General features: G+C 60.2%; 20 protein-coding genes. 8 read left to right on the forward strand and 12 right to left on the reverse strand.

Features of this window, described 5'->3' with window-relative positions; all coding sequences use genetic code 11:
* Positions 1-123: 123 nt before the first annotated feature.
* From PQU92_RS08400 to PQU92_RS08425, 6 genes are all read right to left on the reverse strand, one after another.
* A complete protein-coding gene (locus PQU92_RS08400) occupies positions 124-1,050 on the reverse strand; it encodes a branched-chain amino acid transaminase (RefSeq protein ID WP_272747768.1) in 927 nt (308 codons plus the stop codon).
* The gene (locus PQU92_RS08405; protein ID WP_272747769.1) at positions 1,034-2,623 is read right to left on the reverse strand and encodes a 2-isopropylmalate synthase; all 1,590 of its coding nucleotides are present in this window, start codon (positions 2,621-2,623) and stop codon (positions 1,034-1,036) included. Before PQU92_RS08405 ends, PQU92_RS08400 begins: the two co-directional genes overlap by 17 nt.
* Before the next feature lie 12 nt (positions 2,624-2,635).
* Positions 2,636-2,911, reverse strand: coding sequence for an ACT domain-containing protein (locus PQU92_RS08410; RefSeq protein ID WP_272747770.1), 276 nt, complete (start codon positions 2,909-2,911; stop codon positions 2,636-2,638).
* Positions 2,889-4,577 carry an acetolactate synthase 2 catalytic subunit gene (gene ilvG, locus PQU92_RS08415; RefSeq protein WP_272747771.1) on the reverse strand — a complete coding sequence of 563 codons (1,689 nt, stop codon included), beginning with the start codon at positions 4,575-4,577 and terminating at the stop codon, positions 2,889-2,891. Before ilvG ends, PQU92_RS08410 begins: the two co-directional genes overlap by 23 nt.
* A 166-nt stretch (positions 4,578-4,743) precedes the next feature.
* The gene (ilvC, locus tag PQU92_RS08420) at positions 4,744-5,745 is read right to left on the reverse strand and encodes a ketol-acid reductoisomerase (RefSeq protein ID WP_272747772.1); all 1,002 of its coding nucleotides are present in this window, start codon (positions 5,743-5,745) and stop codon (positions 4,744-4,746) included.
* Between the two features lie 53 nt (positions 5,746-5,798).
* Positions 5,799-6,329 carry an IlvD/Edd family dehydratase gene (locus PQU92_RS08425; protein WP_272747773.1) on the reverse strand — a complete coding sequence of 177 codons (531 nt, stop codon included), beginning with the start codon at positions 6,327-6,329 and terminating at the stop codon, positions 5,799-5,801.
* A gap of 784 nt (positions 6,330-7,113) precedes the next feature.
* Between PQU92_RS08425 and ilvD the strand changes: the two genes are divergently transcribed.
* Entirely contained in the window at positions 7,114-8,979 is a 1,866-nt protein-coding gene (ilvD, locus tag PQU92_RS08430) for a dihydroxy-acid dehydratase (protein WP_272747774.1), read from the forward strand.
* Between the two features lie 187 nt (positions 8,980-9,166).
* On the forward strand, positions 9,167-9,883 hold the full coding sequence (locus PQU92_RS08435) for a DUF4197 domain-containing protein (RefSeq protein ID WP_272747775.1): 717 nt from the start codon (positions 9,167-9,169) through the stop codon (positions 9,881-9,883).
* A gap of 154 nt (positions 9,884-10,037) precedes the next feature.
* Here PQU92_RS08435 and PQU92_RS08440 read toward each other — a convergent pair whose 3' ends face one another.
* Both PQU92_RS08440 and PQU92_RS08445 read right to left on the reverse strand, forming a co-directional pair.
* The gene (locus PQU92_RS08440) at positions 10,038-10,841 is read right to left on the reverse strand and encodes a hypothetical protein (protein ID WP_272747776.1); all 804 of its coding nucleotides are present in this window, start codon (positions 10,839-10,841) and stop codon (positions 10,038-10,040) included.
* A gap of 57 nt (positions 10,842-10,898) precedes the next feature.
* Positions 10,899-11,786, reverse strand: coding sequence for a peptidylprolyl isomerase (locus tag PQU92_RS08445; protein WP_272747777.1), 888 nt, complete (start codon positions 11,784-11,786; stop codon positions 10,899-10,901).
* A 187-nt stretch (positions 11,787-11,973) separates the two neighbouring features.
* On the opposite strand from PQU92_RS08445, the gene PQU92_RS08450 reads away from it, so the two are divergent.
* Together PQU92_RS08450 and PQU92_RS08455 are read left to right on the forward strand one after the other, a co-directional pair.
* Positions 11,974-12,288 carry a DUF485 domain-containing protein gene (locus PQU92_RS08450; RefSeq protein ID WP_272747778.1) on the forward strand — a complete coding sequence of 105 codons (315 nt, stop codon included), beginning with the start codon at positions 11,974-11,976 and terminating at the stop codon, positions 12,286-12,288.
* The gene (locus PQU92_RS08455; RefSeq protein ID WP_272747779.1) at positions 12,285-13,946 is read left to right on the forward strand and encodes a cation acetate symporter; all 1,662 of its coding nucleotides are present in this window, start codon (positions 12,285-12,287) and stop codon (positions 13,944-13,946) included. The genes PQU92_RS08450 and PQU92_RS08455 overlap by 4 nt, the downstream gene beginning before the upstream one ends.
* 175 nt (positions 13,947-14,121) lie before the next feature.
* On the opposite strand, the gene PQU92_RS08460 is transcribed toward PQU92_RS08455, so the two are convergent.
* Genes PQU92_RS08460 through PQU92_RS08470 form a run of 3 tightly spaced genes read right to left on the reverse strand, consistent with a single transcriptional unit; the run spans position 14,122 to position 16,752 of the window.
* On the reverse strand, positions 14,122-14,748 hold the full coding sequence (locus tag PQU92_RS08460; protein ID WP_272747780.1) for a DsbA family protein: 627 nt from the start codon (positions 14,746-14,748) through the stop codon (positions 14,122-14,124).
* Between the two features lie 40 nt (positions 14,749-14,788).
* Positions 14,789-15,172 (reverse strand): protein-disulfide reductase DsbD domain-containing protein, encoded by a 384-nt coding sequence (locus PQU92_RS08465; protein WP_272747781.1) that lies wholly within the window; start codon positions 15,170-15,172, stop codon positions 14,789-14,791.
* Positions 15,173-15,204: 32 nt separating this feature from the next.
* On the reverse strand, positions 15,205-16,752 hold the full coding sequence (locus PQU92_RS08470) for an SEL1-like repeat protein (protein ID WP_272747782.1): 1,548 nt from the start codon (positions 16,750-16,752) through the stop codon (positions 15,205-15,207).
* An 872-nt stretch (positions 16,753-17,624) separates the two neighbouring features.
* On the opposite strand from PQU92_RS08470, the gene PQU92_RS08475 reads away from it, so the two are divergent.
* The 4 genes from PQU92_RS08475 to PQU92_RS08490 all read left to right on the forward strand — a co-directional run bounded on the left by PQU92_RS08475 (position 17,625) and on the right by PQU92_RS08490 (position 23,906).
* On the forward strand, positions 17,625-17,897 hold the full coding sequence (locus PQU92_RS08475; protein WP_272747783.1) for a hypothetical protein: 273 nt from the start codon (positions 17,625-17,627) through the stop codon (positions 17,895-17,897).
* Positions 17,898-18,186: 289 nt separating this feature from the next.
* The gene (locus PQU92_RS08480; protein WP_272747784.1) at positions 18,187-20,325 is read left to right on the forward strand and encodes a methyl-accepting chemotaxis protein; all 2,139 of its coding nucleotides are present in this window, start codon (positions 18,187-18,189) and stop codon (positions 20,323-20,325) included.
* 39 nt (positions 20,326-20,364) lie between these two features.
* The gene (locus PQU92_RS08485) at positions 20,365-22,053 is read left to right on the forward strand and encodes a methyl-accepting chemotaxis protein (protein WP_272747785.1); all 1,689 of its coding nucleotides are present in this window, start codon (positions 20,365-20,367) and stop codon (positions 22,051-22,053) included.
* A gap of 173 nt (positions 22,054-22,226) precedes the next feature.
* Positions 22,227-23,906 carry a methyl-accepting chemotaxis protein gene (locus tag PQU92_RS08490; RefSeq protein WP_272747786.1) on the forward strand — a complete coding sequence of 560 codons (1,680 nt, stop codon included), beginning with the start codon at positions 22,227-22,229 and terminating at the stop codon, positions 23,904-23,906.
* On the opposite strand, the gene PQU92_RS08495 is transcribed toward PQU92_RS08490, so the two are convergent.
* A complete protein-coding gene (locus PQU92_RS08495) occupies positions 23,903-24,646 on the reverse strand; it encodes a helix-turn-helix transcriptional regulator (protein WP_272747787.1) in 744 nt (247 codons plus the stop codon). The genes PQU92_RS08490 and PQU92_RS08495 overlap by 4 nt on opposite strands.
* Between the last annotated feature and the right edge of the window lie 100 nt (positions 24,647-24,746).

A 24,746-nucleotide genomic window follows, 5' to 3' on the forward strand; every position in this document is an offset into this window, starting at 1 on the left:
TGTGCGGTCCCCCTCCCCAACAAGTTGGGGAGGTATGAAGGGTGTTTGCCTTACTCCTCCCTGGCTACGCCGGGGAGGGGGACCGCTTTGCGAAGCAAAGGGGTGGTGGGGTATCTTGCTTTCTTAGTTCACGTAATCCAGCCAGCCGTAGGTGTCTTCGGTCTCGCCGTTGAACAGGCCGTGGAAACGTTGTTGCATCAGCTTGGTGACTTCACCCGGACCGCCAACGCGGGTCGGGATGTCGTCGATCGAGCGGATCGGCGTGATTTCCGCTGCCGTGCCGGTCATGAAGACTTCGTCGGCCAGATAGAGCATCTCACGCGGCAGGGCCTGTTCGATGACCTCGATACCGGCGTCGCGCGCCAGAGTCAGAACCGTGTCGCGCGTAATGCCGCCGAGGATCGACGACGAAACGGGCGGCGTGTGAATCTTGCCCTTCATGATCAGGAACAGGTTCTCACCGGCGCCTTCCGACAGGCGACCGTCGGTGCCGAGGCCGAGGCCTTCTTCGTAGCCGCGCGAACGGGCTTCGCGACCGATCAGGTAGGACGACAGGTAGTTGCCGCCGGCCTTGGCCGCGGGCGGCACGGTATTCGGGGCCAGACGCTGCCACGACGAAACGATGACGTCGACGCCCTTGGTCAAGCCGTCTTCGCCGAGATAGGCGCCCCACGGGAAGGCGGCGATGGCGACATCGACCTTGACGTTTTCGGGCTTCGGCGTGACGCCCAGACCGCATTCGCCCAGAAACGCGATGGGGCGCAGATAGGCGGATTTCAGACCGTTGACGCGCAGGGTCTCTTTACAGGCTTCGTTGATCTGTTCGGGTGTGAACGGGATCGGCATGTGATAGATGCGCGCGGAGTCGAACAGGCGTTGCGTATGTTCGGCCAGACGGAAGACGGCAGGGCCTTTCGGCGTGTCGTAGGCGCGGACGCCTTCGAAGACGGAGGTGCCGTAGTGCAGGCCGTGGGTCAGGACGTGGATCTTCGCGTCTTCCCAGGCTTTGAGTTCACCGTTGAACCAGATTTTTTCAGCGAGCGGTTTCATGGACTTTTCCAGAATCAGAATGAGGGTTAGCTCTTTGGGCATTCTTCCTGTCGTGCAGGAAGACGTATTTTTCGAAGGCGTCGCACATGGCGCGGAGCCCGGCCCATACAGGGTCGGGGCCGCGACCACGGCCCCGATATGCCTCACCCTTAATCTGTAAACTGATTTCTGCAAAGGCCCCACCGTCGAACGTGAAGCCCGACTGGATGATTTCGCAGTCATTGACCCGCGCTTCGATCTGATACGCCTCGACCAGAGCCCGGAAACCGGCCTCGAAGGCGTTGACGCCGGTGGCGGAGACCTTGAGCGGATCGCCGTTGTCGCGGAACAGGTCGAGCGTGATATTGACCTGATCCTTGGTGACTTCGCTGGAGACCTTGAACAGGCGCGCATCGTCCTTGTCGGCATTGTTGCGCGTCAGAAGCGACATCAGCTCGAACTCGTCAATCTCACCGATTTCGTCGGCGCGGCGCTTGAAGGCGGCGAACAGGTCGCCCAGCGCCAGTTCGTCGAGGTCGAAGCCCAGAGCCTCAGCCTGTTTGGCGATGGCGTGGCGGCCCGAATGCTTGCCCAGAACGAGGTTGGACTTCTCCGCCCCGACGTCTTCCGGGCGCATGATCTCGTAGGTGCGGGCGTCGGACAACATGCCGTGCTGGTGGATGCCCGATTCGTGCGCGAAGGCGTTCTTGCCGACAATGGCCTTGTTGCGCATGACGATGGTGCCCGTGGCGCGCGACAACAGGTGGCTGGCCTTGGAAAACTTCGTCGCGTCGATGCCGGTGTGCAGCTTGTATAGCTCAGGCCGCGTGCGCAGGGCCATGACGACCTCTTCCATCGCCGCGTTACCGGCGCGTTCGCCGATGCCGTTGATGGTGACCTCGATCTGACGCGCCCCGGCCTCCAAGGCCGCCAGCGTATTGGCGACGCCGAGGCCTAAGTCGTTGTGGTTATGCGCCGACAGGATGACGTCCGGGTGATCCTTCAACGCCGCCTTGAGGTCGGTGAAGATCTGGAAGATTTCCTTGGGCGTCGTATAGCCGACCGTGTCGGGGATGTTCAGGGTGCGCGCCCCGGCCTCAGCCGCCGCGATGCAGACCTCGTGCAGGAAGTCCTGCTCGGTGCGGATGGCGTCTTCCGGCGAGAACTCGACCTCGTCGAAGATCTTCGAGGCGTAGCTGACGGCCTTGTGGGCGATCTCCAGCACCTGCTCGCGGCTCTTTTTCAGCTTGGCGGCGCGGTGGATCGGTGAGGTGGCGAGGAAGATGTGGCAACGCTTGCGCTTGGCGGGCAGCAAAGCGCGGGCGGCGGCGTCGATGTCGGATTCCAGCGCGCGCGACAGCGAGCAGAAGGTTGGGCCGACAACTTCACGCGCGATGGTGCGGATGGCTTCTTCGTCGCCGGGCGACGAGGCGGCAAAACCGGCCTCGATGACGTCGACGCCCAGTTCCTTGAGGGTATGGGCCAGCATCAGCTTGTCCTTGACGCCCAAGGAGAAGCCTGGGGCCTGTTCGCCGTCGCGCAAGCTGGTGTCGAAAACGATGACGCGGTTTGGATCGCGATTTACTACGGTCATAATAGGTGACTCTTAAGCGCTGATTTTTTGGGCTTCGGCGGCGACAGGCGTGGCTTGCGGCGCGGGGACGCGCCTGATGCCGTACAGCTTGTCAATCTGGAAGCCAAGGGTGTCGAAGCTGCGCGTCGCGTCGCGTGGGCGGAGCGTCAGGGTCAGGCCGCGGGTATCCTCGCCGAGGTCGTAGAGTTCGAGCCCGTCGATGTGGAAGCCCCGACGCTCGACGAGGCCGAGAATGCGCAGCAGCGTACCTTCGAGACGGTCAATCTCAATATGAATCGATTGGCTCATCCCAGCGCTCCTCCATCATTTCGGCGTTCGACGCGCCCGGCGGCACCAGCGGCCAGACGTTCTCACGCGGGTCAATCAGTACATGCAGAAGGGTCGGCGCATCGGCGGCCAGCAGGCGGTCGACGGCCCCTTCGACTTCGTGGCGCTGGGTGATGCGGAACGCACTCAGCCCGAACGCCTTGGCGACCTCGACGAAGTCGGGATTGTCCGACAGGTCGATCTCGCTGTAGTTCTCTTCGTAGAACAGTTCCTGCCACTGGCGGACCAGCCCCAGCGAGGAGTTGTCCAATAGCACGATCTTCAGGTTGATGCCATAACGGCGCAGCGTCGCCATCTCCTGAATGTTCATCATAAAGCTGCCGTCGCCGGAGACGGTGACGACGTGGTGGTCGGGCAGGGCGAGCTTGGCGCCGACCCCGGCGGGCAGGCCATAACCCATGGCACCGGAACCGCCCGACGTGATGTGCGCCTTGTTCTGCGCAAATTCGCAGTGCTGGGCGACCCACATCTGATGCTGGCCGACGTCGCAGGCGACGATGAACTTATCAGCAGCGACTTCGGACATGTATTTCAGCAGGGCCGGGGCGTAAATGCCCTTGCCCGGCGCATCGTACTTGAAGCGGTGCTGCCACTTGTTGGCCTTGTTGAACTTCACCCACTCGGAGATGTCCGGCATTTTCGGTTGCAAGGCGGGCAGGGCCAGTTTCAGGTCGCCGATAATGCCGACATCGGCGCGGCGGTTCTTGTGAATTTCCGCATGGTCGATATCGAAATGGATGACCTTGGCGTGGGGGGCGAAGGCCGAGAGCTTGCCCGTCGCGCGGTCGTCGAAACGGGCGCCGACGGCGATCAGCAGATCGGTTTCCTGAACGGCAATATTGCCGGCGCGGGTGCCGTGCATCCCCAGCATCCCCAGCGCCAGATCGTGCGTGGTGGGGACAGTGCCGAGCCCTTTCAGGGTGGCGACCAGCGGGATGCCGGTGCGTTCGACGAAGTCGCGCATCTCTTGGTCCGCGTCGGCCATGTGGACCCCGCCGCCGATGTACAGCAGCGGCTTTTTCGCCTGTTCGATCAGAGCGCGGGCGGCGTCGATGGCCTCGGCGTTGGGGGCGGGCGGGACATAGGCCGACAACTCACCCATGTCGGACGAGTCGACGAACGAGGCGGCGACGTCCTTGGGGATATCGACCAGAACCGGGCCCGGACGGCCTTCCTTGGCGATGGCGAAGGCCTTGGCGATGATCGCCGGAATCTGAGAGGCATCGCGGACCAGCCACGAATGTTTGACGATCGGCAAGGTCAGGCCCAGAAAGTCCACTTCCTGAAAGCCGTCGGTGCCGAGCAGGTGCGTGCCGACCTGACCCGTGATGCAGACCATCGGGATCGAGTCCATATAGGCATTGGCGATGCCGGTGATCAGGTTGGTGGCGCCGGGACCCGACGTCGCCATGCAGACCCCGACGCGCCCGGTGGCGCGGGCATAGGAGTCGGCGGCAAAGGCCGCGCCCTGTTCATGGCGCACCAGAATGTGACGCAGGCCGGACCCGGCCAGGGCGTCATAGATCGGCATGATCGCGCCGCCCGGATAGCCGAACAGCACGTCTACGCCCAGCGCCTTCAGCGTTGAGATGACGAGTTGCGCGCCGGTCGGTTTATTGGTGGCCATGATTAAACTCGGTGTAAAATTTTGAATGTGGTTTCAGGCAAACGCCTGAAACCACTCCAACTTATAATTTCAAGCCAAGGCGAAGGGCCGCCCCGAGCCTTGGCTTGTCGATATGGGCCACGAAAAATGTATTGCCACGAAGTGGCAGACTTTTTCGTGAGGGCAATTAGCCGTTACCCTTTTGGTTCAGCCACGACATGCGCGCGCGCAGGTCACGACCGGTGTGCTCGATCGGGTGATCCAGATCCTGACGCATCAGGGCGTTGTAACGCGGACGACCGGCCATGTTCTCAAGGATCCAGTCGCGGGCGAAGTCACCCGACTGGATGTCGTTGAGCACTTCTTCCATACGCTCGCGCGTTTCTTCGTTGATGATGCGCGGGCCCGAAACCAGATCGCCGTACTTGCAGGTTTCCGACACGAACTCGTGCATCTTGGCGAAGCCGCCTTCGTACAGCAGGTCGACGATGAGCTTCAGCTCGTGCAGGACTTCGAAATAGGCGATTTCCGGACGGTAACCGGCGTTGGTCAGGGTCTCGAAGCCCATCAGGATCAGCTCGGTCGTGCCACCGCACAGGACGGCCTGTTCGCCGAACAGGTCGGTTTCGGTTTCTTCCTTGAAGGTCGTTTCGATCACGCCGCCGACGGTGCCGCCGATGCCGCGCGCATAGCCCAGCGCCTTGCGGGCCGAGTTGCCGGTGACGTCACGATCGACCGCGAACAGGGTCGGCACGCCGCGGCCGCGCTGATATTCGCGACGGACCAGGTCGCCCGGACCCTTGGGGGCGACCAGGATGACGTCGAGGTCTTCACGGGCGATGACGCGGCCGTAGAGGACCGAGAAACCGTGAGCGAACAGAAGCGCGGCACCCTTGGGCGCGAACGGCTCGATCTCGTTCTTGTAGATTTCGGCGTGGCTCATGTCCGGGGTCAGGATGGCGATGATGGTCGCGTCCTTGACGGCGTCACGGATTTCAGCGGTCGCCAGACCGTCGTGGGTGGCCTTCTGATGGCCCGAACCGCCGGCGCGCACGCCGACGATCACGTCAGCGCCCGAGTCGCGCAGGTTCTGGGCGTGGGCGCGGCCTTGCGAGCCGTAGCCGATAATGGCGACGCGTTCGCCCTTCAGGCTGTCGGGGGAAACGTCGTCATTGGTATAGATTTTCACAGTGGAGGCTCCATTAGATCCGGCTTGGTGCCGGTTGTTGAGAGAAGTAAAACTTATTGCGCTTCGGCAGCGGCCATGATCGCCGCGTACTTGCCCATCGGGGCAAAGCCGTTCTTGACCTTGGTTTCGCGCGGAGCATCGTTACGGCGGGCGACGATGTCGGCGTCGATATCGATGCGGCGGTTCTTAATGTCAATCGTCAGGGTGTCGAAGTTCTGAACGTAGCGGATCGCCTTGCCGACGTGACCGATGACGATACCGTTCGAGGACGGTGCGAAACGACCGTTCGAGATCAGGGCGATATCGCGCAGGCCCGCGGTGTCAATGGCGGCAAAGATGGCCGACATTTCGGCATCGTCAGCCGCCGCGATGACAATGGCTTCCCCGTTGGCGACGCGGCCCTCTTCGATGGCGGCGATGGCGTCGGCTTCGACGGCGAAGACGCGGGTGCGGGCTTCGTGCGGGTCGCGCTCGAAACCGCCGCCGGTCATCACGCAACCTTCGGGCGACAGCGAACCGTGCAGAATCACGAAGTTCGAGCTGGAGAAGGCGGCGGGATCGATGATGCGGGTCTGAGCGTTCATGATGACATCTCGGTTTTCAAAGGGTGGTACGCGTTACAGGTGAAGGTCTTGGGCTTTGGGCATGTACAAAAAAGCCCGCTCTGGTCAGGGAGCGGGAGGACGTATATTCCTCGAAAGGCGGGGTTAAACCTGCTCTACCACTCCGTGATCATAGGGCGTACAAGTACGCCTACGATAAGTAGGTTGATCAGGGCTACGATGACGGCGGACGCGGCAAAGGTCAGGTTCGCGGCGGTGGCCCGAACGTCCTGTTTTGCAGCGATGGCAATAGCCTTGCGCACGTGTGCGTCTCCGTCATCAGGGCCACCATGGCCCCGTGTTGCGATCATATAGCCTGAAACCTTTTCAAATTGCAAAGGTAAAAACGCAAAAAATTTTCTTACATCGGCGTTTGGGTGAATTTATGCGGCAATAATTTTTTTCATATTGCCATAATTTGAAAATATATTTCTGATATATGGGTTCTGGCAAAAATTTACCCTGCGACACGGCGACTCTGCGCAACAGTTTCGCGGGCGCAAAAAAATGCAGAGGACGTCGGAATCCGGGGTTGTGGGTAAAAGCGGCGTCGGGGCGCTGTTGCAAATCTCCGCATTCGTTTTATATGGCCGCCAACAGCGACTGTTTTGACTATGCTTCCCCCCTTCCGTCACCTCGCTATGCTCGGTGCCACCTTCCCCGTGAACGGGGAAGGATGAACGCGGAAATCCCTCCCTGTTTACGGGGAAGGGTGGGAGGGGCGAGTCACGCACACTCATATATAAAGTAAAATCCGAGGTTCCTCATGCCCGCCTATCGTTCCCGCACCACCACCTTCGGCCGCAACATGGCGGGCGCGCGGGCGCTCTGGCGCGCGACCGGCATGACCGACGCCGATTTCTCCAAGCCGATCATCGCGGTGGTCAACTCCTTCACGCAGTTCGTCCCTGGCCACGTCCACCTGAAAGACCTGGGGCAGATGGTGGCGCGCGAGATCGAAAAGGCCGGCGGCGTCGCCAAGGAATTCAACACCATCGCGGTCGATGACGGCATTGCCATGGGGCACGGCGGAATGTTGTACTCGCTGCCGTCGCGCGACCTGATCGCCGACAGCGTCGAATATATGGTCAATGCCCACTGCGCCGACGCCATGGTGTGCATCTCGAACTGCGACAAGATCACGCCGGGCATGCTGATGGCCGCCATGCGCCTTAACATCCCGTGCATCTTCGTGTCGGGTGGCCCGATGGAAGCGGGCAAGGTCGTGTGGCCGGACAAGGACGGCGTCAAGAAGACCCACGCCCTCGATCTGGTCGACGCCATGGTGCAGGCCGCCGACGATTCCATCTCCGACGAGCAGGTCAAGGCCGTCGAAGAAGCGGCGTGTCCGACCTGCGGTTCGTGCTCGGGCATGTTCACCGCCAATTCGATGAACTGCCTGACCGAGGCGCTGGGCCTGAGCTTGCCGGGGAACGGCACGACTCTGGCCACCCACGCCGACCGCAAGGCGCTGTTCTGCGAGGCCGGTCGCCTGATCGTCGAAAACACGCGTCGTTATTACGAGACCGACGACGCCTCGGTCCTGCCGCGCTCGATCGCCACGTTCGAAGCCTTTGAAAACGCCATCCGCCTCGATATCGCCATGGGCGGTTCGACCAATACGGTGCTGCACCTTTTGGCCGCCGCGCAGGAAGCGGGCGTTGATTTCACCATGAAGGACATCGACCGCCTGTCGCGCTCGACGCCGTGCCTGTGCAAGGTCGCGCCGGCGACGTCGAGCGTGCATATCGAAGACGTTCACCGCGCCGGCGGCATCATCGGGATTCTGGGCGAATTGCATCGCGGCGGTATGCTGCACGGGGAACTGCCGACAGTCCACGCCCCGACTCTGGCCTCGGCCATCGCCCACTGGGACATCAAGTCGTCGAACGACGAACGCGTGGCGACCTTCTTCAAGGCGGCGCCGGGTGGCGTGCGCACGACGGTCGCCTTCTCGCAGGAGCGCCGCTGGGACGAACTGGACTCGAACCGTCAGACGGGCGTCATCCGCTCGGTCGAACACGCCTTCACCAAGGACGGCGGTCTGGCGGTGCTCTACGGCAATATTGCGGAAAACGGCTGCATCGTGAAGACAGCGGGCGTCGACGAGGAAATCTGGCGCTTCAACGGTACGGCGCGCGTGTTCGAGTCTCAGGAAGACGCGACGGCGGGCATCCTGAACAACAAGGTCGGGCCGGGCGATGTGGTCATCATCCGTTACGAAGGCCCGCGCGGCGGTCCGGGGATGCAGGAAATGCTCTACCCGACCTCGTATCTGAAATCGAAAGGTCTCGGTAAAGTCTGCGCCCTGCTGACCGACGGGCGGTTCTCGGGCGGCACGTCGGGGCTCAGCATCGGGCACGCCTCGCCCGAAGCGGCGCAGGGCGGCCTGATTGCGCTGGTCGAAGAAGGCGACACCATCGAGATCAATATCCCGGAACGGACGATCAGGCTGGCCGTATCGGACGCGGTCATCGCCGAGCGCCGTGCTAAGGAAGAGGCGCGCGGCAAGGACGCCTACACGCCGAAAAACCGCGAACGCTACGTCTCGGCGGCGCTTCAGGCCTATGCGGCGATGGTAACGAGTGCTGATACGGGCGCAGTGCGCGATGTAAGTCTGTTGCGGAAATAACCCTCTCCCAGAGGGAGAGGGAAAGCGCGTAGCGCCGGGTGAGGGGGAGCTGCCAGCTATGCGCTCGGTTTCAACCCTTTCCCCCCTCACCCGGCTTCACTACGTTTCGCCACCCTCTCCCTCAGGGAGAGGGGCTTACTTTTCCAGATTAACCGTCGTATCGTCGCCGTAGTTAACGGAGGGTAGTATGGATCGGCGGTTTCTGATTGCGGCATTGATTTCGGCGGGCTGGACGACGCAGGCCTCGGCCCAGGGCGATCTGTCGAAGATCGTCAAGGCGGTCACGGCGTCCAAGGGTGGATTGACCAACGCACAGGCCGATAGCGGGTTGCGCGAGGCCCTGTCGCTGGGGGCTGCTGCCGCCGTGTCGCGGGTCGGCAAGACCGACGGTTACTGGGGCGACAGCCTGATCCAGATTCCACTCCCCAATACTTTGGCCAAGGTTCAGAAGACGCTGAAACCGCTGGGTCTTTCCAGCGCGCTCGATGAAGTGCATTTGCGCGTCAACCGCGCCGCCGAAACCGCTGCGCCGGTGGCCAAGAGCCTGTTTATCGACGCCATCAAGTCGCTGACGGTGCAGGACGCGGTCGGCATCATCAAGGGGGGCTCGACCGCCGGGACGCAGTACCTGCAAAAGTCGACGACGCCGCGCCTGATCACTCTGTTCACCCCACCGGTACAGACCGCGCTGGAGCAGACCGGCGCCGTGCAGTCGCTCGACAAGGCGATCAAGCGCAATGGCTTGGGCAACTATATCCAGAAAGACCCGAAAGTGTACTTAAGCGACTTCGCCGTGGGCAAGGCGCTCGATGGCCTGTTCTACTATGTCGGGCAGGAAGAAACGGCGATCCGCACCAATCCGGCCAAGCGGACGAGTGCGATTTTGAAAGCGGTGTTTGGGTGATACATCCTCCCCTGCGAAGCGGGGGAGGTGGCAGCGCGAAGTCGCTGACGGAGGGGGCAAGCCGGAAACTGAATATGTGGAAGCGGTGCCTCCCCCTTCCGTCTTTTGCCGCTGCGCGCCAAAATCCACCTTCCCCGTAAACGGGGCAGGATGTTTAAGCCCGAGTCAGTTTCCTGAAATTCATCCAGAACAGGATCGCCCCCAGCGGGATCGACAGCATGATAAACAGCGGCTGATAGAGTTCCAGCGCCAGTCGCGTCGGCGGCAGGCCGGCGTCGATGATGTTCAGCGCCATGCGGCCTTCCAGCCAGTTGAAGCTCATCAGCCCGACCCCGACAAGGATCAGCGCAATCCACAGGAAGCGCCAGCGCACGCGCGGCGCGGCGATACACACGAACAGGGTGGCCGCGCAGAAGACAAGATTGATCACCGCCAGCCCCAGCAGGATATAGTGTTCGATGCTTTGACCGCTTAACCGGAATTTCGTCCGTTCCAGCAGCGACGCCGTATAGGTGTTGAGGTTGAACCCGGCGATCAGGCGTTGCGGATTGGACGGCTCCGATGTCACCGTCGCCACGACCCAGCGGTCGGAAAATTCGTATTCCAGCACCACGAAGACGAAGCGCTTTCCCTCCATCTGACGGACCAGATAGCCGACGGGCTTGACGCTTTTCGGCGTTTCCTGCGGCAGGTAGAGATAGACACGCTCCATGATCAGGTCGAAATTGGCGTCGATATAGTCGCCGTTCATGCGCGCGCGAATGGCATTGGTGTCATAGGTCTGCATCAGGGCGAAGAAGGCCTTCGACTGCCCGACCTCGGGCTCCAGCTTGGCGATTTCGCCGCTGACGCGTTCGGCCTGGCGGGTCTGATCCAGACCGCCCAGCAGGACATAGGCCTGACTGAGGAGCAGCCCCAGACTGAGCACAACCGCCGCAATATACCGCACAAGTTTCATCTGACCCCATCCCGTTAACCATTGTTGGCTTAACGGGCGACGCGACAAAAGCGGTTTTTACTTTTTCTCGCGCACGGGCGGCAAAGCGTTGCAAATATCCAACGCTCCGGCCGAGACGGCGAAGAAGTCGTCCTTGCGGTTGGCGCGCGCCTTTACCCAGGCGTCGAAGGTCGGGCTGCGGGTATCGAGCACCTGAAAGGCCGGTTGTTCGCCCTTCGGCAGGTCGGACGCCACGCGGATCGAAACGATTTTCGTGCGCTCTTCGGCGGTCTTGTAGAAGCCCAGCGTCTCGGTGCCGCGCGGGCGGGCGGTCAGATATTCCATCCCCGACACAACGCGCCCGGCGATGGCCAGATTGCGGTCGAGGTGGCGCGGGGCGTGGCCGATGACGGTGTAGAGCTGCGACGACGAACCGGTATCGGGATTGAGCCCCCGCGCCACGCCGATCATGCCGTAGCAGTGCGGAATCCACTGGGCCTTGCCGTCCGACGCGACCGGCCAGCCGTCGATATGGCCGACCTGCGTCGCATAGGCGTCGCGATAGGGTAGGGGGCGTAGCTTACCGGTGACCGGTTGCTCGTATTCGGCGGGCGGTTCGGCCTTGACGGTGTCAGGGTATTTCGGCTCAGGTTCGTCTGGCCACCCCCACTGCGTAACATAGCCGTCCTGCACGCGGATCAGGGCCGAGCCGTCCCACCATTTGGCGCGGGCAAAGGCCTTCACATTGGCCACGTGTACCGGCGAAAAGGCGGGCGCCAGTTGCCACACCACCTTATGGCCATCGGCCAGCGTCATGACCACCAGATCCTCAGGCGCCACATCGCGCCACACCGTCGGCGGCGCGGACTCAAGGATCGAGGACGGCGTCACCGGCTTGGGCTTCTCGGCGGCCAGAGCCGGGGTGACGACCAGCGCGGCCATAAGGATCAGGTGATGCGGTTTCATGGTCGGCCCTTTGAAAATAAGCAAAGAGATTAACCGGCGCACCACCACGCGCAAGCGGAAATTTCAAATGAAACCGGTGTCGGCTATCCCCTCTTGCCAAACCGGCGCGACTAAAGTCGTATAGCCGCCAGGAAGGGTGTCACGTACGCTCAGAAACAATAATAAGCCGTCAGGCAGAGGAACCGCTATGAGTACAGATGATGTCTATCGTCGCATCTACGACAACCCGAAATTTCAGTCGCTGGTCAAGCGGCGCGGGCGCTTCGCCTGGACGCTGTCGATCGTCATGCTGGCGGCCTATTACGGCTTCGTCTGTCTGATCGCCTTCGATCCCAAGCTGCTGGGGCAGCCGGTCAGTTCGGCGACCGTGATGAGTTGGGGTATTCCCGGCGGTCTGGGCCTGATCTTCCTGTGCTTCTTCCTGACCGGGATTTACGTTCAGCGGGCCAATGGCGAGTTCGACCGCATCACGCGTGAAATCCTTGCGGAGGCGGACCAATGAGAGCCTTGCGTTCCCTTTTTGCCGCTGCGGCCCTGACCGCCGCGCCCGCGCTCGCTTTTGCCGACTCGATCAATGGCGAGGTGCATAAGCAGCCGACCAACTATATCGCCATCGGCATGTTTCTGGCCTTCATCATCCTGACGCTCGGCATCACCAAGTGGGCCTCGAAGCGCTCGGCCTCGACCAAGGACTATTACACCGCCGGCGGGTCAATCACCGGCTTTCAGAACGGTCTGGCCATCGCTGGCGACTTCATGTCGGCGGCCTCGTTCCTCGGCATTTCGGCGCTGGTCTTCACCTCGGGCTTTGACGGCCTGATCTATTCGATCGGCTTCCTTGTCGGCTGGCCGATCATCCTGTTTCTGATGGCGGAGCGCCTGCGTAACCTGGGCAAATATACCTTCTCGGATGTGGCGTCGTACCGCCTGAGTCAGACGCCGATCCGCTTCCTGTCGGCCCTGTCGTCGCTGACCGTGGTCGCCTTTTATCTGATCGCGCAGATGGTCGGGGCCGGTAAGCTGATCCAGCTTCTGTTCGGGCTCGATTACCTTGTTGCGGTGGTGCTGGTCGGTGTGCTGATGGTGCTCTACGTCCTGTTCGGCGGGATGCTGGCGACGACCTGGGTGCAGATTATCAAGGCGGTCCTGCTTCTGTCGGGGGCGACCTTCATGGCCGTGATGGTCATGGTCTCGGTCGATTTCGACTTCTCGAAGCTGTTCGCCGACGCGGTCGCTGTCCACCCGAAAGGCGTGGCGATCATGAGCCCCGGCGGGCTGGTCTCCGACCCGATCTCGGCCATTTCACTCGGTCTGGCCCTGATGTTCGGGACCGCCGGTCTGCCGCACATCCTGATGCGTTTCTTCACCGTGAGTGACGCCAAGGAGGCGCGCAAGTCGGTCTTCTACGCCACAGGGTTCATCGGCTATTTCTACATCCTGACCTTCATCATCGGCTTCGGCGCCATCCTGCTGGTCGGCACCAATCCGGCGTTCAAGGACGCGGCGGGCGAACTGCTCGGCGGGTCGAACATGGCCGCCGTGCATCTGGCCAAGGCCGTCGGCGGCGATGTCTTCCTCGGCTTCATCTCGGCGGTGGCTTTTGCGACCATCCTCGCGGTCGTCGCCGGTTTGGCGCTGGCCGGGGCCTCGTCTGTGGCGCTCGACCTCTACAGCCACGTCATCCGTCAGGGCAAGGCGACCGAAAAGCAGCAGATGGCCGTGTCGAAAGTATCGGTGGTGGTGCTGGGCATCGTCGCGATCGGGCTGGGCGTCGTGTTCGAAAAACAGAACATCGCCTTCATGGTGGGGCTGGCCTTCTCGTTAGCGGCCTCGACCAACTTCCCGATCCTGTTCCTCAGCATGTACTGGCAGAAGCTGACGACGCGCGGCGCGTTTCTCGGCGGGGCGCTGGGCCTGATCACGGCCCTGACCCTGACCGTGCTGAGCCCGACCGTGTGGGTCGATGTCTTCCACCACGCCACCGCGATCTTCCCGTACAAGTACCCGGCCCTGTTCGCCATGATCGTGTCGTTCGTGGGCACGTGGTTCTTTTCGATCACCGACAACTCAGCCAAAGCGAAGGCCGAGCGCGAGAAGTTCTTTGCGCAGTTCGTCCGCTCGCAAACCGGGCTGGGGGCGTCGGGCGCGGTGGATCACTAAAGCGATATGCCGAAAAGTGTGAGCGGTTTTCGGCTACAATATCGCGATAAAACAAATAATTAGAGCGGAATGACGATTCTACCTAAAGTCGTTCCGCTCTAGCAGCGCAATCTAATTTATGTGTGTGTAAGATCCTGAGTACGTATGGGCCGTTCCGCAAGGGACGGCCTCTTTTTTACGCGGACAGGGCCTTCTGACGCTGGCGGGCGTCGGCAATCGCCTGTGTCATGTCGTCCGGCGACAAAGCGCCGCGATAGACGGCATTGCCGATGATAAAGGACGGTGTGCCGCTGAAACCGAACCCTTCGGCCTGACGGGCATTGCGCGCCAGAAGGGCGTCGATGCGGGCCTGATCGGCGCGATAGGCCTTGAGCAGGTCGGCAGGGGTGAGCCCCGTCTGCATCAGGGCACCGAAGATGTCGCCCTTGTTAAGATTGCCGCCGGGAATACGCATCAGGGCGCTGCTCACCTGTTCGTAGACCCCTAGAGTCTGCGCGCCGAGCGCCACCTGAGCCGCATAGGTCGAGACCTCGCCGAAGATGATCCAGTCGCGCAGCATCCAGCGGATATTCCCGTCGGCCCTGACGATATCCATCAGGCTGAAATGGGCGTGCTTGCACACGCTGCACTGATAGTCGAAATATTCGACGATGGTCAGGTCGCCGTTTGCATTGCCGATGAACGGGGCGTCCGGATCGACGGTCACCTCGGCCAGGGTGGGAAAATCCGTCTGGGCCGCGGCGCTGAACGGAACAGCGGCGGTGGCGGCGCCGAGCGCCAGCATGTGTCTGCGCGTGATCATGGTTTCGGTGTGCAGATTCTGGATCGCCGGTGCAAGCTTTTTATCTGGCCGGAATAACCACACGGATCGGGATGTAGCACAGCCCGTCTTCCTGACAGCCGCGATAGCTGAGGGTTATCGCGCCCTTATGGCGGATATCGGCGCGGGCGGTGCCGTAATAGACCTCGACCGGACCGAAGGTGGGATCGGCCTTCAGGGTGGCGTTCGGTGTGCGGACGTTCAGCGTGCGTCCCTGCGCATCGGCGGCGGTAATATGTTCCCGATAGAGATAATACCCCTTGGGCATGACCCAGCGCAGGCGCACCTCATCGCCTTTACGCGCATAGCTCATGGCGAAGGCCTGCGCCGGGGGCAGGGGCGCTTCGCGAGCGGCTACGGGGGCGGCAAGGAGGAATAGGACAAAGAAAAAGGGCATGACGCGCATGCCCTTTCCTTAGCAGTCGGTCGTCTGAAAACCTAGCCCTTGGGCTCGGGCGCCAGCAGCTTGCTCAGTTCCGCCTTGTCGGCCTCCGTCATCTGGGCCTGGACGGCCTTGAGGGCGGCGGTGGCGTTTTCATGCCCACCCTTACGCGCCATGGCGAACCACAGATAGGCGTTGACCAGATTTTTCGGCCCGCCTTCGCCCTTCATGTACATGACGGCCAGATTGAACTGCGCGTCGGTCTGACCGTTCTTGGCGGCGACCTCGAACCACTGACGGGCGGCGGTGTCGTCCTTGGGCAGGAGGCTGCCGCCCTGATAGAAGTAGGTGCCGACCGCGTTCTGGGCATCGGCATTACCGCGAATGGCGGCTTCCTTGTAGAAGCCCAGCGCCTTTTGCTGATCCGCCGGTACGCCTTCACCCGCGTCGTAGGCCACGCCCAGCGCGTAGAGTCCGCCCGGGTGGTTCGCCTTGGCAGATTCGTTGTACCAGGCCAGCGCCATCTTGCGGTCGGCCTTTATATCGCCTTCGCCGGTATAAAGGATTTCGGCGAGGGCGTATTGCGCTGGCGCATAGCCGTATTTGGCGGCGTCCTGATAGTTCTTGACGGCCTTCTTGACGTCCTTGGTCGTGCCGACGCCGTTATAGTACATGTCACCGACCGTCTTGGTCGCCGGAATATAGCCGATATAGCTGGCGCGTTCGAACCACTTCAGCGCCTCTTTCTGATCCTTGGGCACGCCATAGCCGGTCAGGTAAATCTTGGCGAGCGTCAGATTGGCCTCGGCCAGGGTATTGGCGGCCTCGGGGTTCTTGGGGTCGAACTTGTGGATTTCCTTGTTGATGTCGAAGGGACGTTCGGCAACGCGACGGAACCAGTAGACCGCCTGCTTCGAGTCCTTTTGCGTGCCCATGCCGTACAGGTACATCTTGCCGATCATCAGCGCGGCGTCTTCGTAGCCGATCTTGTCGTAGCTCTTCTTGAACATCGCCAGAGCCTCGGGATACTTCTTCTGATCGAAGAGGGCGAAGGCTTCGGTGATTGTTGTATCGTTGCGCGCAATACGTGCACGGGCGGCGGCGAAGGCGCGGTCGGTCGTGGTGCATCCGCCTGTCGACGGTTCGCCGCTTTCGCTATCGGCCGCCGCCTGGTTCTGGTCGAAGAAGCTGGTACCGCCATCGCGCGAGGCGTCGCCGTTCGGGCTGTTTTCGTCGAACGAATTCGGGTCGCTGGCGTCGTTGCTGCCGGTAAAGTCGCGGATATAGTCGGCCATGTAGTCGGCGCTGCCGTCGCTGCCGAAAAAGCCGCACGACGAGGCCGAGCGCGTATCGATACGCATGTTCTGCTGCGGGACGCTGCTCTTCTTTTTGAGGAAGACGGTCACATCGGTGATGTCTTCGGCGCCCGAAGCGGATTTTTCCTCGGTCTTGGCGGCGGGGGCCGGTGTTTGCTCGGTGGTCTTGGCGGCCGGTGCGGGCGTCTTGTTCTGGGTTTGGGTCTGCGTGGTGGTCTGGGCCGTGGCCGACACGGCGACCGACAGGATAAGCGTGCTCAGTGCGACGGCATTCAGCGATTTGATCATGGGATCCCCCTGGTTATCTATTGGTATTTATACGGGTACGCGAACGATTCCCTGCGGTTTGTCTGATAAATATCCGCGGTGAAATATTAGAGCGATATGCCGAAAAGTGTACGCGGTTTTCGGCGGCAATATCGCGACAAAACAAAAACTTGGAGAGGAATGACGTCTCTATCTAAAGTCATTCCGCTCTAGTGAGGTTCGGGCGAGGGGCCGATATGCCCCCCTGACGCGTTTCACGGGCGTGGCGGCCTAAAAAGCGCGCACCGGAGACGGCGGCGCGAAATGGCGTGTTCATTTTTCCCCCTCATGCCCTGAATGGTTCAGGTGCGTTGACCCTCAAAGCCACTTGAACGCGTTATACCGCGTGCTACCCGTGCACCGTCAATAGCGACCATGGTCGCGGGTTGAATAAAGTTTGGTGTGTGGGGGAGAAGTGGTGCTTAGGTGACTCGAATTGTCAAAATAAGCCTTTGAATGCAATTCGCTAAATGAAACACACTAAATGGTGAAACCCCCAATAGGCCCGCAGCTCTAATGTGTTGTTCGGGTTGCGGTCCTCAAAAATACTCTGAGACCGTAAACCTCCGATGAAGCCATTCTACCAATAATCCTTCGGTGATGTGAATACGTTTAATCGGACGGCCGCACGTAGCTCATTCCGGACATAGGTATTACTTTTGGGAGGCAATAGCGGACATCGCTGTACCATTCAACAGATATTCAGCAAGACTGAATACATCAAATATATTTAGGTTTGGTGTCCTTCAAATATTACCTCGAAGGCCGGAGGGCGCACTAAAAATGAGATCAAATTGTTAATCCGACATTAGCTATTTACCCCTACTATTATTAGGTGTTTTGTGGAGATCATTATGGCTGGGGCAAAAATTGTTGCGATGCCGGTTCACGACATGACCGCGACGGCATTACGGCTATCTCAGGTCGCCGATATTGAAAGCGTGAGAGCGCAGACTAAAAACTTAATACGCACTCACACGGAAACAATAAGGCAGGCCCGGGAGATAGCTATAAATGCCGTAGCTATACTACCTCCGGATAAGCAGGGTTCACTATTAGAGAATCTTGAAGAGCGGCTTTTACGTCTGGAGCGGCTTATCGGGCGCATGACGGATCGTCTGCCCTGAGGCAGAGCGCTCATTGTGTCAGCATCAGATAGTATTGATGTTGGTTGAGCCGCAAAATTTTACTACCGCGCCGAACGCTCGAAAATATTAGAGGGCTGTTAATTCTTTTGGCCCAAATTTGGATTTCAGCGTTTTGCGCTTGTCGCGTGTGACGGTCAGGGCAAGTAAGAGAGAGATTTTGCCCCTGTCCAATTGTGTGGTTCTGGGGAAGGCTCCTATGCGTTTCAATCTAAAGATACAGCATAAGCTCTTGGGTATGATTGCTGTATTCCTCATTCCCATTTGCTTAATGAGCTTCCTGTTTGTGCAGCAAAGCCTCAAGGAAATAAACTTCGGCACCCGTGAAATCAAAGGCGTTCTGGCGCAGACGGAAGTCTGGCCCATCTTTAGCGATCTGTCGCGTAAAGCCGCTGGGGCAATTGATGCAGAGGTTACGGCATTTGATTTCGGAGAGGTTTTTGCCGATCTGGCGCCAGACGCCGCCAAGGATCTTAAAAACGCAGCGCAGCAGGCAACGGATATCACGCGGGACCGTGCGCAGGCCCTGATCGGTGCCGTGGCCGATGGTTCGAACCTGACGCTCGATCCCGATCTCGACACCTACTATCTGATGGATGCCACGTCGTTCAAAGCGCCGCAGGCGCATCGCGAAATCAGCGCGGTCTTGTCGGGTCTGCTCTCTCAAAATACATCGACGGCATCATCTTCGGCGCGAGACATGGTGCTGGGTCTGGGGCAGTTTCATACCGCCTGGGCCGGTGAGGTGGACTCGTTGCAGAAGGCCATTGCTCAGAGCCCTTCGCTGGCGCAACTGGAGTCGAAAATCGACGCTTTTTCCAAGTCGGCAAAAGGGCTTGAGGTGCAAGCCATGGCCGCTGTCGATCAGATCGCTCAGCCCGAAGGGCGCGTAAGCGTTGATCGCGAAGCCCTTATGACGGCGTATAAGCAATATCAGGCCGATGCAGATCAGTTGTGGGGTCAGTCGGCGGACTTGCTTAAGGGCAGGTTAGAGCTCCGGGTAAGCGGTTTTCAGACCCGTCTTTACACGCTGCTGGGCATTTCGACTGCGACGGCCCTGCTGGCGATTTTCATGGCGCTTGGTTTGTCGCGTTCCGTAATCGGGGCTATTCGCGCCCTGCGCCGTAATCTTCATGCGCTCGCGGATCAGGATATCAATGCCGAGGTGCCTGAGGCGCGCCGCACCGACGAGATCGGCGAAATCGGTCAGGCGATTGTTTATTTCCGTGAGCGGGTCATCGAGCGTATTGCCGATGCCACCAACGATGTGAAGCGTAATACTTTGATCGTTAAAGAAAAAGAGCGCATCAATACGCTGAGTATGCGTATTCGTAAGTCGCTGACCGATGTCATCGAAGCCGTGCAAACCCTGTCGTCATCCATCAAGGACACGACCGGCGATGTGACGCAGACGGCGCGGGCGACGCGTGAAGAGCTTTTGAGCGCCATTGAAAAGCTGACGGTTTCGGCAGCGGACGTCGACAAGGTTTCCGAGGCGATGATTGTCGTTACCCAGGCCTTTTCAGAGATCGCCACGACGACGCAGCAAAGTGCAGGCCTCACCGGGGACGTTACGGCTGAAATCCAGAAATCGCGTGAAGTCGCCGATACGCTGGTTCAGGCCGTGTCTAAGATCGGTGAGGTCTCAAAGCTGATTCAGGACATCGCTACCCAGACCAATCTTCTGGCGCTCAACGCGACCATTGAGGCGGCGCGGGCCGGAGACGCCGGCAAGGGGTTTGCCGTCGTGGCGGGTGAAGTCAAGTCGCTGGCCACCCAGACCGGGCGCGCCACCAGTGAAATCGAGACACAGATTGCGGATGTTCAACGGGCCGCCGCCAGCATGTCGCACTCGATCGGGCATATCAACGGTCTTATCTCGACCGTTGCTGAGGCTTCAGCCCGTGTGGCGCAGGCCATCAATGTCCAGAGCCAGCAAACCGATCTTATCCGTGTCAGTCTGGAGCGGGCGGCAATGGGCAGCCGTCAGGCGGTCGAGATTATGAACCTGTTGCCGGAGGCGACACGGCGGACCGAGGCCAGCGCGGGTAATATGCACCACATCTCCGATGACATGGTGCGGACGTCTCAGGACATGCAGGGCGAACTCAGCGAGTTGCTTGAAGAGATGGTCGATAAGCGCATCGCGGCGCGGTACGCGACGGTCGAACACATCGAGGTCGGTTTCAACGCGCAGCAATTTTCCCATATTCGCCTGTACGACATTTCAGAGTCGGGCGCGCGTATCGGTCGTGTTGATGGCGTCGTGGTCGGGGACGTGCTGTCGTTAACCCTTCTTGGAACGGACATGGTCCGCGGCAAGGTCGTGTGGGCCGGTGATGAGACGCTTGGCGTTGAAATTATAGAAATAAGGCTGGGCCAGCATCAGCTCATGGCGCTGGCGGCATAAATAAACAGGCAGGAAACGCACTTTAGTAAGGGTAGGGTCATGAAACTTGCGGACATCAAGATCGGTTTTAAGATTTTAGGCGTCATCGCCGCCTTCGGTTGTTCAAGTATCGCCATGACATTGTGGCAAAACGGCCAGTTGAGTGCCGCTCAGACTAAATACGAACATATCATCGCCTCTCTGGATGCGGCCCTGATGTCGGGCGCCCGGATGAGCCAGAACGTTTACGCGCTTGAAGCCGCAAATAATGGCCTTGCGTTCCAAAACTGCCCCAGCGCCGCCTGTGATATCTTCGATGCTCAGGCGCGGCAGTCGGTGAAGCTGTTCAATGAACGCTATCAGGCGGTGGTTAAGCTGGCGCCGCAGTATGAAGCGGACTTTGCCCCCTTAAAGGCACGTTTCGACACTCTGGCCGCTGAGGCGATCGATGTTCTGATCCCGCTGGCCGCCAACAATGACCAGCTTCAGTTGCGTGACAAGCTGTCGCGTCAGACCGCCGACGTTCAGGCCCTGACCGACGATTTGCGTAGCGTGATCGAGCGGAAGACGTCTGAAAATGAGGCGGTGATTGCCGCCCTGCATAAGAGCACCGAGACCAATGCCCGTAACGGCCTGATTCTCTCGATACTGATCGTCATGGGCATTACGGCGCTCGCGTCGTTCATCGCCTTCGCCGATATCGTCAAGATGATCACCCGCCTGACGCAGCAGATGGCCAGCGTCGCCGGTGGGCAGCTTGAAGCCGTCGTTGACGGGCAATCGCGCCGCGATGAAATCGGGGCCATGGCGCGGACGCTTGCCGTATTCCAGCAGGGCCTGCGTGAGGCCGAAACCCTGCGTCAGGAGACGGAAGTCCTTAAGGTTAAGGCTGAGGCCGATCGTCGGGAAGCGATGCTCGATCTGGCTGGGGATTTCGAGAAGTCGGTCGGCGTCATCGTCACGACGGTGTCTTCGGCGGCCACGGAAATGCAAGCTGCGTCGGCACAGTTGACGGCCTCGGCGCAGGAAACCTCGGCGCAATCGGTTGCTGTGTCTGCGGCCGCGGAAGAGGCCGGGACGAATGTGACCTCTGTCGCCTCGGCTGCCGAAGAGTTGGGGGCATCGGTCGGTGAAATTGGCCGTCAGGTGGCAACTTCAAGCCAGATATCGACCGCCGCCGTCAAACAGGCCGATATGGCTGCGGTCGTGGTTGCAGAACTGAATGAGGTCGCCGCCTCTATTGGCGGGGTAGTTGACCTGATCGCCGGTCTGGCCGGGCAGACCAACCTTCTGGCGCTCAACGCCACCATCGAGTCGGCGCGGGCCGGCGAGGCCGGTAAGGGCTTTGCGGTCGTCGCCGCCGAGGTCAAGGCCCTGGCCGGGCAAACCGCGAAGGCGACGACCGATATTTCGACCAAGATCGCCCAGATACAGAATGCTACCGGACGCGCCGCCGATGCCTTCAAAAGCATCACCCAAACCATTCAGGACATTAATGCGACCAATGCGATGATCGCCTCCGCCGTTGAACAGCAATCGGCGGCTACGCACGAAATCATCCAGGCCGTCAATCAGGCCTCAGTGGGTACGCAGGAGGTGACGGTTAATATTACCGGCGTCGCTCAGGCGTCCGAACAGACGGGCGAAGCGGCGTCGCTGGTCTTTTCGTCGTCGAGTCAACTGGCGGAACAGGCGGCCCGCCTGCACGTCGAGATGGATCGCTTTCTGGCCACCGTGCGTGCAGCTTAATTTCGGATGTGACGACACGCACAACCTGACGGCGGGTTGTGCGTGAACGGGCCATCGGAAATTGTGCGGCGCAATAAAAAATCTTCGTTTTCCAAAATTGTGGCGTATTTATTAAGTGGGCATTAATTTTTACAAGCCACGTTACGTCTCAGAATGGGGCAAGGCGAAAAATAATGCTTAACTTTCAACTCATTAGAACGCAACTTTTGGGTGTGGTCGCGGTTCTGGTCGCCGGTATCTGTCTGTTGTCGATCTGTGCCTGGCAAATGGCCGAGGCCGGTCGCGCCGGACTTCAGACCGTATTTGCCGATCGGGTCGTACCCTTGAGCGATCTCAAAAGTGTAAGTGACGCTTATGCGGTGGCGATCGTCGACAATGCGCACAAGATGCGCTCAGGGGCGGTGAGCTGGGAGGCCGGGGCGCAGATCATGGCTGATGCTCTCGTTACGGCAGATAAGAAATACGCCGCCTATATGCTGACCTATATGGATGCTCACGAGAAGGCGCTGGCGGATGAGGCCCAGGCCCGAATGACGGAGGCCGGGCCTTCGCTGGACCGGCTTCGGCAGATCGTGGCGACCAAGGATCAGGCCGCACTTGAAGCCTATGTCTCGACGAACCTCTACCCGACCATCGACCCGATTACCGGCGCCATAGAAAAACTGACCGTGCTTCAGGTGAGCGAGGCGAAGAAATCCTACGATCTGGCTGTGACGCAGCAGCACCGCCTGTTTGTACTTCTGGTTATTGCGGTGGCGGTCAATCTGGTTATTGCGGTGGCGGGCGTGTGGTTTATCCGTCGCCGCGTCGTTCGACCGATCAACGAGATGACGGAGGCGATGACCGATCTGGCGGACGGCAACTTCGCGCTTCAGGTGCCGTCCCTTGGGGCGCGGAACGAAATCGGCCGCATGGCCAAGGCGGTTGAAGTGTTCAAAATCAGCGGCGTTGAACGGCTGAGACTGGAACAGGCCGAACGTGCCGCCGTGGCGCAACGCGAGCAACGCGCCCGCCGTATCGAAGGCCTTGTGGGGCAGTTCAACAGCCGGACCTCGGAGATTATCAGCGTCGTATCGACGGCGGCGGTTGAACTGGAAGCCTCCGCTCAGACCCTGACCAGTGGTGCCGAAGAGACGTCGAAACAGTCCATTGCCGTGTCGGCGGCGTCGGAAGAGGCTTCGGTCAATGTGCAGACCGTGGCGGCGGCCACCGAAGAGATGGCGGCGACGGTCAATGAAATCGCGCGGCAGGTACAAAGCTCGGTGAACATCGCATCGCAGGCCCGTCATGACGCGGCGCAAACCTCACAGATCGTCCAACAATTATCCCATGGCGCACAGAAGATCGGTGACATTGTACGTCTGATTGCCGAAGTGGCATCGCAGACGAACCTGCTGGCGCTCAATGCAACGATCGAGGCGGCGCGCGCCGGTGCGGCGGGTAGCGGCTTTGCTGTGGTCGCCAATGAGGTGAAAATGCTCGCCGGACAGACGGCGCGGGCCTCGGCTGAAATATCGCAGCAGATCCATGATATTCAGGACATAACCGGCGATGCGGTGGCCGCCATCGGCAATATTTCCCAAACGATCGAAAATCTGGCCGCTATATCGTCCAGTATTTCGATGTCGGTCGAGGAACAGTCCGCGGCGACGCTGGAGATCGCCCGGAATGTGCAGCAGGCCGCCATGGGGTCGCAGGAAGTGACGCAGAATATCACCGGTGTCACCCGTTCCACCGAAGAAACCAGCGCCGCCGCCTCTCAGGTGCTGGGGGCATCCGGGGAATTGGCGGAGCAATCGTCGGTGCTGCGTCGCGAGGTCGAGGCCTTTGTGACGCAGATACAGGCGGCCTAGTCAATAATGCGCAGGCGGATGGCGTCGGCTATGGCCTGACTGCGGTTGCGCGCCCCCAGCTTGCGCGTGGCGGACTTGAAATAGGTATTGACGGTCTCGGTCGACAGGCCGGTTTTGAGACCGGCTTCTTCGCTGGTCAGGCCGCGGGAGGCCAGTTCCAGGCATTTCTGTTCATTGTCGGTCAGGCCGACCTGAGCGTTGAAGGCGCGAAGAATCGGCAGGGCCATGTCGTCATGAAGCTTGCGGCTGGCCCATTTCAAAACGGCGCGTTCATCAGGTGTAAAGGGCGTCTGGCGCGTAAACCCGGCACTGCCATACAGGCCGCCCTGATCGTTCCAGAACGAAAAGACCGTTCGCGGCGCGATGTGATACCGATCAAACAGCCGTTGCATCGGTTTGATCTGTTGCGCCTGTTTGACCGCGTCCGGCAGATCGAACCACGATACGTCGGTTTGATCAGGGGTCAGCGCGTGCAGGATGGGATCGATTTTTGCGTAACGCTCACTGAGATAGGTCGTAAACATATCCATCGGCATGTCGGTGGACAGTAAAATCCCGCTGCCCGTCTTGCAGCCGTCGAGATCAACGCCACTGAACCCATAGTGTTCAAAGGGGACGACCGCCCGGAGGCTTTCGATTATCGCGGGGTGAAAGGCCGGATCGGATTCTTTCAGGCTGGCCAGTTCGCTGATAGCAAATTCGCGGGCGCTCAGAAGCCGTGAGCGAACATAAGAAGGCATGTCGGGTCACTGATTAATGATAACGCTACTCAATAGCGATATTCGGCAAGCGACCGCAAGGTGTTTTTAGGGCCATGGATCGGTGCTTAAATACCATGTA

The organism is Asticcacaulis aquaticus (assembly GCF_028550415.1).
GTDB classification, from domain to species: domain Bacteria; phylum Pseudomonadota; class Alphaproteobacteria; order Caulobacterales; family Caulobacteraceae; genus Asticcacaulis; species Asticcacaulis aquaticus.